The 13,157-nt window shown below is 41.2% G+C and carries 10 protein-coding genes; all 10 read left to right on the plus strand.

The genetic code is table 11. The features are described 5' to 3' along the window. Positions 1-174 precede the first annotated feature (174 nt). The 10 genes from QYG89_RS11370 to QYG89_RS11415 all read left to right on the plus strand — a co-directional run bounded on the left by QYG89_RS11370 (position 175) and on the right by QYG89_RS11415 (position 13,048). Positions 175-1,179 (plus strand): TAXI family TRAP transporter solute-binding subunit, encoded by a 1,005-nt coding sequence (locus QYG89_RS11370; RefSeq protein ID WP_404317332.1) that lies wholly within the window; start codon positions 175-177, stop codon positions 1,177-1,179. 21 nt (positions 1,180-1,200) lie between these two features. Beyond that, positions 1,201-3,177: a TRAP transporter permease gene (locus QYG89_RS11375; protein ID WP_404317334.1), complete on the plus strand. Its 1,977-nt coding sequence runs from the start codon at positions 1,201-1,203 to the stop codon at positions 3,175-3,177. Positions 3,178-3,397: 220 nt separating this feature from the next. Then, on the plus strand, positions 3,398-4,054 hold the full coding sequence (locus QYG89_RS11380) for a uracil-DNA glycosylase (RefSeq protein WP_404317337.1): 657 nt from the start codon (positions 3,398-3,400) through the stop codon (positions 4,052-4,054). 287 nt (positions 4,055-4,341) lie between these two features. After that, the gene (locus QYG89_RS11385) at positions 4,342-5,283 is read left to right on the plus strand and encodes a manganese-dependent inorganic pyrophosphatase (RefSeq protein ID WP_404317340.1); all 942 of its coding nucleotides are present in this window, start codon (positions 4,342-4,344) and stop codon (positions 5,281-5,283) included. 286 nt (positions 5,284-5,569) lie between these two features. Next, the gene (locus tag QYG89_RS11390) at positions 5,570-7,063 is read left to right on the plus strand and encodes a peptide MFS transporter (protein WP_404317343.1); all 1,494 of its coding nucleotides are present in this window, start codon (positions 5,570-5,572) and stop codon (positions 7,061-7,063) included. Positions 7,064-7,719: 656 nt separating this feature from the next. Next, positions 7,720-8,418, plus strand: coding sequence for a GntR family transcriptional regulator (locus QYG89_RS11395; protein WP_404317346.1), 699 nt, complete (start codon positions 7,720-7,722; stop codon positions 8,416-8,418). Positions 8,419-8,444: 26 nt separating this feature from the next. Beyond that, complete coding sequence (lhgO, locus tag QYG89_RS11400; protein ID WP_404317349.1) at positions 8,445-9,659, plus strand: L-2-hydroxyglutarate oxidase; 1,215 nt, start codon at positions 8,445-8,447, stop codon at positions 9,657-9,659. 19 nt (positions 9,660-9,678) lie between these two features. Next, positions 9,679-10,005 (plus strand): DUF3870 domain-containing protein, encoded by a 327-nt coding sequence (locus QYG89_RS11405; protein ID WP_404317352.1) that lies wholly within the window; start codon positions 9,679-9,681, stop codon positions 10,003-10,005. 302 nt (positions 10,006-10,307) lie between these two features. Beyond that, on the plus strand, positions 10,308-11,249 hold the full coding sequence (gene glaH, locus QYG89_RS11410; protein ID WP_404317355.1) for a glutarate dioxygenase GlaH: 942 nt from the start codon (positions 10,308-10,310) through the stop codon (positions 11,247-11,249). A gap of 449 nt (positions 11,250-11,698) precedes the next feature. Further along, a complete protein-coding gene (locus tag QYG89_RS11415; protein ID WP_404317358.1) occupies positions 11,699-13,048 on the plus strand; it encodes an APC family permease in 1,350 nt (449 codons plus the stop codon). Positions 13,049-13,157: the final 109 nt, after the last annotated feature.

Below are 13,157 nucleotides of genomic sequence, written 5' to 3' on the forward strand. Positions count from 1 at the left end.
ATTGAACGAGGAAATGAGTATAACCGAAAAGAAAAAAATGCCGTTAGGGAACAATTTGCCGTTCCTAAACGGCATTTTTTGCCGCTTTTTATTTTAAATGCTTCATTTAATTGAATTTTTGTAATGGTATGAATATTGCAATGTAGAAATTAGACAAGAAAAAGAGGTGAGGATATGAAGAAACGTACGGGATTTATTTTTATTTTAAGTTTATTACTTATGATGATGTCCGCTTGTGGAAATTCTGCCTCTACAAGTGGAGAGCAGGAAGAAGGAAAGGCAGATGGTCCTCTGGCGGGACAGCCAGTAACGATTCTAACTGGCGGCACATCGGGTATTTACTTTCAGCTTGGAAATGCGCTCGCCAAAATTTACTCGGAAGAACTTGGTGCGCAGACGAGTGCACAGACAACAGGAGCCTCTGCGGAAAATACAGCGAAACTTTCCAGAAAGAAAGCGGAGCTTGGATTTGCTATGGCTGATACGGTCACAGATGCTTACACAGGGGCAGGAAACTTCGCAAAAGTGGGAGCGCTTTCCAACGTCCGAGCCATCGCTTCTCTTTATCCAAACTACATGCAAATCGTTGCACCTAAGAAGCTGGGCATCAAGACATTGGAAGATTTAAAAGGGAAAGACCTTGCTGTCGGAGCCCTTGGCAGCGGTACAGAAATTATGGCGAAACGGATTTTAGAAGAGGCAGGCATCACGTACGATGATGTGAATGCAGACTTCTTATCGTTCTCTGAAGGGATCGAAGGCATTAAAAATGGAACGACGGATGTTGCCTTTTTATCTTCTGGTTATCCCAATTCAGGGATTATGGAATTAGCAGCAACGGATGAAGTAGAAATTATCGCTGTGCCGAAAGAGATTACGGAAAGCCTGCAAAAAAAATATCCGGCATTTGAAGTAGACAGCATTCCAGCCAATACGTACAAAGGTGTAAAAAAAGACACCGAAACGGTAAAAGTCAACAACTTGTTAATTACTCATCAGGATCTGTCTAATGAAGAGGCATACTTGCTGACGAAAACATTATTTGAAAATCTAGATGATCTTCAAAATGCGCACAGTTCAGCCAAACACATTGATCTAGAAAAAGCTGCATTAAAACTGCCGCTGCCACTGCACCCGGGGGCAGAGAGATATTTTAAAGAACAAGGTGTTTTGCAATAGTAAAAAAGGAGGGAGATTTAAATGACAGATGCAACAAAACAGATTCCAGAAACGGTAGAAGGACAGGAAGAGATTCTTCAAAAGTATGATAGTGAATCACGGTTTCGAAAAATTGATCAAGGCTTTTGGCGCTGGGCGATTTTCATTTTAAGTGTCGGGCTCGCAGGCTATCATTTGTATACGGCTTATTTTGGACCGTTGGATGCTCTGCGCCATCGCTCGCTGCACACGGCTGTTATTGCTGCTCTTGTATTTATTTTATATCCTGCTTTTTATAAAAAGCAGTCTAATAAAGTCACTGTTATAGATGTGGTCTGGATGGCGGCAGCGCTCGCCACAGGGGGCTATATGATCGTTGATTATCAGGGAATTGCTGAAAGAATGTCCATTTACATGCCTAGCGGGATTGATATTGCCTTTGGATTGCTGACGATCGCGGTTGTGATTGAGGGCGGCCGCCGCGTAGCAGGGAATGCATTAACTATTTTAACTGTGCTGTTTCTTGTGTATGCATTTTTCGGTCAATATTTCCCGGATTTGTTTAAGCATTCAGGCAAAGATTTAGAAGACATTGTGACATACATGTATTTATCAACAGAAGGGATCTATGGTATTGCTATTTCTGTATCCGCTTCCTATATCATTCTCTTTATTTTGTTTGGAGCTTTTTTAAATCGGTCGGGGATGGGCCAATTTTTCACGGATATTTCACTTAGTATAGCAGGGCACACTTCTGGTGGTCCGGCAAAGGTTGCCGTTGTATCGAGCGGGCTGCTTGGATCTATTAACGGCAGTGCGCTGGCGAATGTTGTAACGACAGGAGCTTTTACGATTCCGTTAATGAAGAGGGTCGGCTATAAACCGGAATTTGCCGGCGCAGTTGAAGCAACCGCTTCTGTCGGCGGGCAGATTATTCCTCCTGTTATGGGAGCAACCGCTTTCATTATGGCTGAAACCCTTGGTATGCCGTACAATCAGATTGCTCTCGCTGCTATCCTGCCGGCTTTCCTATACTATCTTGGGATTATTTGTATCGTTCATTTTCGTGCAAAGAAATTAGGACTCAGCGGCATGTCAAAGGAAGAGCTGCCGAACTTGTGGCAAGTATTTAAAAAAGGCGGTCATTTACTCCTGCCAATCGTTGTATTAATTGGTATGTTGATGGCAGGGAAAACACCGCTATATGCTGCTTTTTATGCCATCGTTCTTTCCATCGTTGTCAGCTGGTTTAATAAAGAAACACGCATGGGGCTAAAAGAAATACTTGGTGCGATGGAAGATGGTGTCCGCTCTGCTCTTGGTGTAGCTATGTCATGTGCAATGGTCGGATTGATCGTCGGAGTAAGCACACTGACAGGGCTTGGTCCAAAGCTTACGCAATCCATTCTTGTGCTTGGCCAGGGAGAAATGTTTTTAACGCTCTTCTTTACGATGGTTGCTTGTATCATTATGGGGATGGGGCTGCCTTCCATTCCGACATATATTATTACCGCAACAATGGCTGCTCCGGCCTTGCTTGAACTTGGGGTTGCACCATTTGTTACACATATGTTTGTCTTTTACTTCGGTATTCTTGCCAATGTGACACCGCCGGTTGCTTTAGCTGCTTTTGCCGGTGCAGGTATTGCGGGAGCTAGTCCGAATAAAACGGGCTTTGAAGCGTTACGGCTTGCTTTGTCAGGATTTATCATTCCGTATATTTTTGTTTTCTCGCCTGTCATTCTTATGCAGGATGTCACGAGCCCGCTTGAAGTTGTTTGGGTAACCGTAACGGCGATCATTGGCATTCTTGGATTGAGTGCAGCGCTTGAAAGATATTTAATCGCAGATTTGCCAGTGCCGCTGGCTGTTTTATGCTTTGCTGGTTCAATTACATTGATCATTCCAGGGATGTGGACAGACATCATCGGACTATGTGTCCTCGCTGTTGTTCTTGGCCAGCAGCTGCTCGCTCGTTCGAAGGGACAACAAAATATTTCTGATTCAACAGCTGTGTGAATAAAAGAGAAGGTGTTTCAAAATTTTCATTTTTGGAACACCTTCTTTCTCTTTGAATATAAGGAACTTATAAGCCATTGTTTTCAATGTTGTGAGCGGCGGTTCTCACTTTATGAGTGGGTATAGCAAGTTTATGCGCCCATAAGCGTTATTTATGTGCGGAAACTTGGGGAATATGAGCATATCGGTATATATGGATGATTAGAAAGGAGAGATCATCATGCAGCTGCCAGAGTGGCTTGCTGAACTTGGAAAGAAGCGGATTGCCTCTTATCCTGTGGAAGGGTTCGTTTATGGAATGGGGCCAGAAAAGCCAAAGCTGATGCTTGTCGGTGAAGCACCGGGGGAAACGGAAATCCATAACGGCATCCCTTTTAGCGGCAGAGCTGGTGTGGAGTTAATGAAATTTTTAGAAAGAGCGGGTGTATCAAGAGAGGAAGTATATATTACGAGTACGGTAAGAAGCCGGCCTTATAAGTGGGGAGAGAAGAGGACAAAGGACGATGAGGCAGTGAAAAGAAAATACAACCGGGCCCCTTCTGCGAGAGAAATTTTAGCACATGCCCCTCTGCTTGATTATGAAATAGAACAAGTTGATGCTCCTGTGATCGTAACGCTTGGCAATATTGGGTTAAAGCGTTTATGCGGGCCGGAAATGAAAGTGACCGAAGCGCATGGACGTTTTCTTAAGAGGCCAGTTAGGAGACTGCAGAATCTGGAGAGCAGTGAATATGAATGGACGGAAAAAGAGTACGTCGTTTTCCCCACCTTTCATCCGGCCTCTATCTTCTACAACCGCCAGCTGCTCCAGCTTATTCATGAAGATATGGACAAGCTGCGGATCTATTTGAATGGCTATGTTAATGACGATTGTTGATTGGAGAGGAGGGCGCGAGACTCCTGCGGGAAAAGCGTGTCTAGGAAGCCCCCGCAGGAGCGATAGCGGCGAGGAGGCTCCCGGACCGCCTGCAGCGGAAATCAACAGGCACGTTTAACAAAGCCATTTAAACAGTAAGCTTTAATCCAACTAATTTGATAAAATTAATATAATTTTTAAAAGTTAGCGAGAAATTTCAATGGATTTGCGTTAAAATAGAAAAATGAAGTGGAAGTGGCACCTGCGGGTACCGCTGACTATTATTTATACAAGTGAGGAGTTAAACGATGAGTAAAGTACTTATTTTCGGACACAAAAATCCAGACACAGATTCAATTTGTTCGGCTATTGCATATGCAGCTCTGAAAAAAGAAATAGGAGTGGATGCTGAACCTGTGCGTCTCGGCGAATTGAATGGAGAAACAGAATATGCTGTAAAGCAATTTAATGCAGAGCTGCCACGCCTGATCGAAAAAGCAGCACCGGAAGCAAAACAAGTCATTTTAGTCGACCATAATGAGCGTCAGCAAAGTGTAGACGATATTGCTGATGTACGTATTCTTGAAGTGATTGACCACCATCGAATCGCTAACTTTGAAACGAGTGATCCGTTATATTATCGTGCGGAGCCGGTCGGCTGTACGGCTACGATTCTAAATAAAATGTACAAGGAAAATGGCGTTGCCGTTTCAAAAGATGTAGCAGGCTTGATGTTGTCGGCGATCATTTCTGACTCCCTTTTATTTAAATCTCCGACGTGCACGGAAGAAGATGTACAAGCTGCACAGGAGCTCGCAGAAATCGCGGGTGTAAACGCTGAAGAATATGGACTTGCTATGTTGAAAGCAGGGGCTGACTTAGGCGGTAAATCAGCAGAGGAATTAGCTTCTCTCGATTCAAAAGTGTTCCCAATGGGAGATTACAAAATAGAGGTTGCTCAAGTAAACGCGATTGACGTTTCCGATGTTCTTGCTCGTAAAGAAGAAATCGAAGAAGCATTGCAGCGGGCGATTGCAGAAAAGGAACTGGATTTATTTTTATTTGTCATCACAGATATTTTGAACAGCAACTCTGTCGGTATTGTAGCAGGCAAAGAAGCAGCGGCTGTTGAAAAAGCATACAATGCCTCAATTTCTGATGATCGGACAATTGTTCTTGAGGGCGTCGTATCTCGTAAAAAACAAATTGTTCCCGTTTTAACAGAAACGTTTCAGGGAATGACAAAATAATAAGCAAAAAAGCATGACCAGGCTAAAGCTTGTGTCATGCTTTTTTTTTATCATAGAACAAAGAATATAATTATTTTGGAATGTAATAATTGGTGAAAAACGCATTTTATCTAAATATTTTTAAAAAAACTTTATAATCCTTATCCTGTATTAACTGTGGGTAATACTCACATCCCGAGAGTTGGGCATATTTTTAAGAAGTGCAGGCGGGGAGAGGAAGAACCCTGCTAAGAGAAGCTTCATTTTATTTTGGGACATAATAAAAATAAAGAAGGGAGAATTTTAAATGGACAGCAGCGATAAGGATAAAATTGTCCAAAGTGTTCCTCAAACAGGATTTTTTGGACATCCTAGAGGGTTGTTTACACTGTTTTTCACAGAGTTCTGGGAGCGTTTTTCATATTATGGCATGAGAGCCATCCTGCTCTATTATATGTATTATGAAGTGACGAGAGGCGGATTAGGTCTTGATCAAGAAACGGCTGCTTCAATCATGGCGATCTATGGGTCACTCGTTTATATGTCAGGAATTATCGGAGGCTGGGTTGCTGACAGGCTGATAGGTACATCTAAAACTGTGTTTTACGGCGGTGTACTCATTATGCTTGGGCACATTGTTCTCGCACTGCCTGCAGGTGTCATGGCATTATTTATTTCAATGGGATTTATTGTCATCGGTACGGGACTGTTGAAACCGAATGTATCAAGTATTGTCGGAGATGTATATTCTGATGAAGATCCGCGTCGTGATTCTGGTTTTAGTATTTTTTATATGGGGATTAATGCAGGAGCGCTGATCGCTCCTTTGATTGTCGGTACGGTTGGACAGCAGTACAATTTCCATCTTGGCTTTAGTTTGGCGGCTGTTGGAATGTTTCTTGGTCTTTCCTTATTCGTTGTGACGAAAAGGAAAACCCTCGGACTGGCTGGAACATATGTCGTTAATCCATTAACCGGCGAAGAAAAGAGAAAAGCCTTTAGCCGCATTGGTATTGGAGCTCTTTTAGTTGTACTTTTGGGAGCGGCCGGCATTGTCACTGGTTTATTGACAATCGAACGCTTTGTTTTTACCGTCAGCATTTTGGGGATTGTTATTCCCGCTGCTTACTTTGTTGTCATGTATCGCAGCCCAAAAACATCGGATGTAGAACGTTCGCGCCTGCTTGCGTATATACCGTTGTTTATTGCGGCTATGATGTTTTGGGCGATTCAAGAACAGGGTTCCATTATTTTGGCGAGATATGCAGATAAACGAACACAATTGAGCTTTGCAGGAATCGAATTGCAGTCATCCTGGTTTCAATCATTGAACCCGCTGTTTATTGTTGTGCTTGCTCCCGTCTTTGCCTGGTTATGGGTCAAGCTTGGCAGTCGTCAGCCGACGACTCCAAAGAAATTCTCATTCGGCCTGCTGTTTGCCGGATTGTCATTCCTTGTCATGATTGTACCTGCCTACATGAATGGAACAGAATCACCTGTGAACCCTATGTGGCTAGTGCTCAGCTTTTTCTTAGTAGTTATTGGTGAATTGTGCTTGTCTCCGGTTGGTCTTTCCGCAACCACTAAATTGGCGCCATCCGCCTTTACAGCACAAACGATGAGCCTATGGTTCTTAACTAACGCTTCTGCGCAGGCAATTAATGCACAAATTGTCCGCTTTTATAAGCCGGAAACAGAAATTCTTTACTTCGGCGCTATTGGCGGTCTTTCCATCATCCTTGGTTTAATACTTTACCTTATTTCATCAAAAATCCATGGAATGATGAAAGGAGTCAATTAAGAAGAAATGACAGTTTCTTTAAATGAATAAAAACCATTGACAGAAAAGTATTATAATAATAAGATACTGTTAATAGCTTATTAAGAAGGCGGGCATGGAAAGTCACTTCTATAAAGACTTCCTCTTTATGATCAAGTGAAAGAGCCATTCTGCTTTGACATACGTAGAAACTGTCAAATCTGCTTTAGTCTTACGACAAGAAGACAAGGGCGCAGATTAAGCCAGTGATATCTTCCGTTTAAAGGGGATATTGCTGGCTTTTTTCGTTTCACTTTTCAGTCATAAAAACAGAGGAGGAGAAAATTATGTGTAGAAAAGCAGTAAGTTGTGGGAAATGTAAAAACTGTCCAATGACCGTAGCTATTCAGGAAAGAACAACTGAGCAAAAAGTAAATACACTTTTAAAAAAGTAATAGACAAGCGTTCCAATCAGTGTAAAGAAATCGAGATTTTGTCTACAATCAGAAAGATTGTATCCAATATTTTTGGAATCGTGATAGCGAATGAGCACGATTCTTTCTTTTTTTGCTAAATAAACTTTATAAATTAAGGGTTAAACAAAAATATTCTTGCAATTCAATTACTTTTATGTTAAGTTTTTTGTATCCAATATCCAATAAGGATATGAATTAATTTTGTTTCCGGAGTGTTCGTCTATGAATTTTCAGCCCTCAAAAGATAAAACGACTGTTGTTAGTTACGTAACGAAAAACTTGCGGCAGGCTATTTTAAATGGAACATTCAAAAAAGGAGAACGGCTGATTCAGGAAGACTGGGCAAATATGCTAAACGTCAGCCGAATGCCGATTCGAGAAGCGCTGGCTCAGCTGCAGTCTGAAGGTTTAGTGAAGATTGTTCCACATAAAGGGGCGATCGTCACTCCGATCACAAGAGAAGATATTGAAGAGATTTATCACTTAAGATCTTATTTAGAAGGATTAGCTGCTGAGAAATCCCTTCCTTTTTTAACGGAAGAGGATAAGCGGGAATTGAAAGAAACGTTAGAGAAAATGGAAGCGTTGCAGTTAGCGGATGAAACGAATGATTATTACATTTCTTTGAATGAAAGTTTTCATAAGCTGCTGAGAAAAGGCTGCCCGTGGGCAAGAGTGAAGCAGGCCGTAGAAAATCTCGGAATATCTCCCATTGCCCCGAGTTTACTTGCGGATTATTATTCAGAAACACAGCGGGAGCATCGCTTTATTTATGAAGCAGCCGTCAGAAATGATCCTGCTGAGCTTCGGGCCGCAGTGGAGTACCATATTCTGCGGACGAAAAATAATTTAATTTCTTACATGGCTGGCTTGGAGCCTGCTAGTGAAAACGGATTGGAACAACAAAGTTCACAAGAATAGAAAACGACATAAAGGGGAAAGATCAAATGTACGATTTTGGTATTGTCGGCGGAGGAATCGTTGGATTATCTACTGCGAAGGCGTTATATGAACGTTATCCAAATGCAAAAGTACTTTTACTAGAAAAAGAAAATCAGTTAGCTGCCCATCAAACGGGGCACAATAGCGGGGTTATTCATTCGGGAATTTACTATAAACCAGGAAGCTATAAAGCTCGTTTCGCTCGTCAAGGCAGCAAGTCAATGACTGAGTTTTGTAAGCAATATGGGATTGAGCATGATATTTGCGGAAAAGTCATCGTTGCGACAAAAAATGAAGAGCTTCCGCTTCTAGAGAACCTTTATAAGCGCGGCCTGGAAAATGAGTTGGATGTAAGAAGAATCAGCAAAGAGGAATTGAAAGAAATCGAACCGCATGTGAATGGAAAAGCAGCTGTTAAAGTAGAAGCGGCTGGAATTGTTAACTACAAGCAAGTGACAGAAAAATTTGCAGAAATCGTTCGCGAGCAAGGGGCTGATATCCGCCTCAACACAAAAGTTGAAAACATCTCTGAACTAAATGATGGCATCACGATTGAAACGAATAAAGGCACATTTAAAACAAGATTTTTAATTAACTGTGCCGGGCTTCACAGTGACCGCGTAACGAAGCTTGCTGGTTATCGCACAGATGTAAAAATCATCCCATTCCGTGGAGAATATTATAAACTAGTACCAGAAAAAAGATATTTAGTCAAAAACTTAATTTATCCTGTGCCAAATCCTAAGTTCCCATTCCTTGGCGTCCATTTCACACGGATGATTGGGGGAGAAGTAGATGCGGGACCAAACGCGGTACTTAGTTTCAAACGGGAAGGATATAAAATCTCTGACTTTAACTTAAAAGATTTTGCAGAAGTAATGGGGTATCCAGGCTTTTGGAAGCTTGCAAGCAAATTTATGGGAGAAGGGCTGGAAGAAATGGCTCGTTCCATCAGTAAAGCCAAGTTTGTCGCTAGTCTACAAGAGTTAATTCCCGAAATTCAATCAGAAGACTTAGTTCCAGGCCCAGCAGGAGTGCGTGCCCAAGCCGTAAAAACAGACGGCGGTTTTGTGGATGACTTCCACATTATTAATGGTGAAAACAGCATCCATGTTTGTAATGCGCCATCACCGGCAGCGACAGCCTCCATTGAAATTGGTAAAGAAATTGTAAATCAAATTGCTGATCAGCAACATCTAATCAGTGCAGTTAGTTCGTAAGTAGAAAGGGGCAGTTTCTATGTTTAACTCAAAAGTAATGTTTATCGCTGGACATGCGCGTCTTCCGCAGGGAATGGCAGCCAAAAGCGTGTTCGATACATTAACTATCACCGCAGAAGTAGACACAAAATATGGAGTAATCATTGAAGCTTCCTGTACGCTGGCAACGGAGCACGGAAGAAACTTCATCGGACAGTTATTAAAAGGAGTCAGCTTAAAAGACGGGATCGATGAGCCCCTCAAGCAGCTTCAGCTTTATTACAAAGGGAAAGCCGCTAATGCACTTGCTGCTGCGTTAAATGATTTGCATCTGCACTATCAACAATTATCGAAAAATACAAAATAATCATCCAAATGTATTGACAACTTTGTGGCAGTATCATATAATGTGATTAACATTAAGAAATAGATATTTGCCTTTTGAAAACAGCCTTTTCAAAAACGCGAATAATATCGATAGAAAAGCTACTAAGTTAAAAAATAAAATAATTAACTGAAATATTTACTGTGACTCTATTTACATGGAGCAATGAAGTAAGTATTAGCCAGTTTACTACTCTTGGACGCAAAGGGTGTAAACTGGCTTTTTTTATTTTCTAACTAGGCAGCGCCTTGATCTTAAAAACTACCACATGGGAGGAATCATTGATGAGTACATTAAAAAATCAAGAGAAAAAGTTTATTAGAAAAACAGCAGGTTACGAAGTAAAAGCGCATCCGCAAAGTGATCGTCTATACCACATTGAACTGGATCCTCAAGTCATTAAAACATTTTTAGCAAGAGTAAAAGAAGAGAACGTTTCCGTTCAGCATTTAGAGTACACGCCTTATGCAAGACGCATTGTAGCTGACTACTTGCTGCAATTGACAGGGGAAGACTTCCAAGAAGTGTTGAGAGCAATCGTTCATGACCGCGAAACAGGCGGTTTCACAATTGGCCTTCAGGGGGAAACAATTGATACAGACGAATACGTTATTTTCTCTACAGCGTTGACTCATATCGTTGGAACACCAAACTTTGACTCCATGACTGGAAAATATTATGCGAGATTTACTGTTGCTCATACAGATAACAGTGACTCTTACCTTCGTCAAGCCTACCGTTTGTTTACAATGCACACAGACGGAACATTCGTTGACGAACCAACTGACTGGTTGTTAATGATGAAAATGAAAGAAGAAAACGCAAAAGGCGGAGAATCTCGCTTACTGCACCTAGACGACTGGAAAGAGCTTGAGAAATTCTCGAAGCATCCACTTGCGACACACAAATTTACGTATAAAGCACCAAGTAGTAAAAATGTCGGCCAAGAGGTACAACGTGCGACATTCTTTAATGACAACAACAAACCATGTATTTGCTATATCGACCAGTTCGTTTACCCAGATACAATCGATGAAGCAAAATATTTGAAAGAGCTTTCTGATTCAATGGAAAGCGATGAAAGTGTTATTGAGTTAAAACTTCCAGTCGGAGACCTTGTGATGCTGAATAACTTATTCTGGCTCCATGGCCGTGCTGCATTTGAAGTGAATCCTGAATTAAACCGTGAGCTTCTGCGTCAACGTGGAAGATTTGCTGAAATTTAATTAAATAAAATGTATGTAAAAAATGAGAAGGAGCTGAAAGTGCTCAAGCTTTAAGAGGCAGCTTCTTCTTAACCCCCTTTTTTTTTCGAAGAAATGAATCGAAAAAAGGGGGTTTTTATATGGTGTTGCTTGTCTATTGGAAGTGGTACAGAGGAACCTGCTTATAAAAACATTTAGAAAAATGGTTATGCTTAACGGAATGTTTTATGCGTGTATGCATACATAAAAACTAGTTTTAGAAAGAAAGCAGGAATATTCCGCTTTCTATCACCTTAAACAACGTTCTAACAAAACTTTCTCATGCAATCAGATAGATGAACAGTCCTATCATTCTCCTTTTTTTATAAAATATTCAAACTTTTTGTTGAATTTTGAATAATTGGCACGAAACTTGTAAGAAAGTTTTAATAATTAAAACTTTAAACGTTTACAAGTAGGAGGAATGATAGATGCAGGAGACTGTTCAGTTAAAAAGGTCATTAAGTTTATGGGCGATTGTCATGTTAGGAGTCGGCTATATGACGCCGATGGTTGCGTTCGATACATTTGGAATCGTATCTGAAGAAACGGGGGGACACGTACCAGCTTCCTATGTCATTGCTCTAGTCGGCATGTTATTTACGGCTGCTAGTTACGGGAAGATGGTAAAGGTTTATCCCGTGGCCGGCTCTGCCTATACGTATACGCAAAAAACGATCAGTAAAAAGTTAGGTTTCTTTGTTGGATGGGCTTCACTGCTGGATTATTTATTTTTGCCGATGGTCAATGCACTTTTATCGAAAATTTATTTATCCGCCCTATTTCCAGGAGTGCCTAGCTGGATCTGGGTTGTCGGAATTGTAGCATTAGTGACCGCCGCTAATCTATTCAGTGTCAATGTAGCAGCTAACTTTAATACATTTCTAGTTGCGTTCCAGTTTTTAGTTATTATTGTTTTCATTACATTAGTAGTCAATGGGCTTCAAAATGGAGAAGGGGCAGGAACCGTTTTTTCGCTCGTTCCATTTGCAGAAAGCGGCATGTCGATTAGTCCATTAGTGGCAGGAGCAACTGTTTTATGTTTTTCTTTTCTCGGATTTGATGCTGTGACTACACTGGCGGAAGAAACACCGAATGCTGCGAAAACCATTCCGAAAGCGATTTTCTTAACGGCGCTCGTCGGCGGTGTTCTCTTTGTATCAGTGTCCTATTTCACACAAATGTATTTTCCGGACATTTCAAGATTTTCTGAACCGGAATCAGCCTCTCCTGAAATCGCTTTATTTGTAGGCGGCAAGCTGTTTCAAGCCTTTTTTCTAGCAGGAACGCTTACCGGCACACTTGCTTCAGGGCTTGCTTCTCATACAAGTGTGTCACGCTTATTATATGTGATGGGACGCGATGGCGTCATTTCGCCAAAGTTTTTTGGTTACATTCATCCGAAATGGCGGACACCAGCATTAAATGTTGTCCTAGTCGGTTTGGTTTCATTAGTTGCTATTTTCATCGATTTGGAAACAGCTACGTCTTTGATTAATTTCGGCGCATTGATCGCTTTTACATTCGTGAATGTAGCAGTGATTTCTCACTACGTTGTGAAAATGAAGAGATATAAGAACATAAAAGATTTTGTGAATTACTTGTTATTCCCAGTGATCGGAGCGAGCATTGTTATGGTGCTATGGTTCCATTTAAACATTTACTCTTTGATTCTCGGAATTGTTTGGTCTGTTCTCGGTATCATGTATTTAATGTATATTACGAAAGGGTTCCGTTCTCCTGTTCCTCAAATGCATATGGAAGAAGTTCGTGAATTATAAAATGTGTATGAGAGACGTTGACAGTACATGTACTCCTTTGCATTCAGGGCAAAACAGCGGATGATCTTTTCTGTATTAGAAAATCTTATGCGAAAATTAATAGAGTATT

The sequence above is a fragment of the Bacillus lumedeiriae genome (assembly GCF_044891285.1).
Classification (GTDB): domain Bacteria; phylum Bacillota; class Bacilli; order Bacillales; family Domibacillaceae; genus Pseudobacillus; species Pseudobacillus lumedeiriae.

What these genes read in the sequence shown, in the direction of transcription:
- QYG89_RS11370 (WP_404317332.1), top strand. Translation starts at nt 175, where the DNA reads ATGAAGAAACGTACGGGATTTATTTTTATTTTAAGTTTATTACTTATG.
- QYG89_RS11375 (WP_404317334.1), top strand. Translation starts at nt 1,201, where the DNA reads ATGACAGATGCAACAAAACAGATTCCAGAAACGGTAGAAGGACAGGAA.
- QYG89_RS11380 (WP_404317337.1), top strand. Translation starts at nt 3,398, where the DNA reads ATGCAGCTGCCAGAGTGGCTTGCTGAACTTGGAAAGAAGCGGATTGCC.
- QYG89_RS11385 (WP_404317340.1), top strand. Translation starts at nt 4,342, where the DNA reads ATGAGTAAAGTACTTATTTTCGGACACAAAAATCCAGACACAGATTCA.
- QYG89_RS11390 (WP_404317343.1), top strand. Translation starts at nt 5,570, where the DNA reads ATGGACAGCAGCGATAAGGATAAAATTGTCCAAAGTGTTCCTCAAACA.
- QYG89_RS11395 (WP_404317346.1), top strand. Translation starts at nt 7,720, where the DNA reads ATGAATTTTCAGCCCTCAAAAGATAAAACGACTGTTGTTAGTTACGTA.
- lhgO (WP_404317349.1), top strand. Translation starts at nt 8,445, where the DNA reads ATGTACGATTTTGGTATTGTCGGCGGAGGAATCGTTGGATTATCTACT.
- QYG89_RS11405 (WP_404317352.1), top strand. Translation starts at nt 9,679, where the DNA reads ATGTTTAACTCAAAAGTAATGTTTATCGCTGGACATGCGCGTCTTCCG.
- glaH (WP_404317355.1), top strand. Translation starts at nt 10,308, where the DNA reads ATGAGTACATTAAAAAATCAAGAGAAAAAGTTTATTAGAAAAACAGCA.
- QYG89_RS11415 (WP_404317358.1), top strand. Translation starts at nt 11,699, where the DNA reads ATGCAGGAGACTGTTCAGTTAAAAAGGTCATTAAGTTTATGGGCGATT.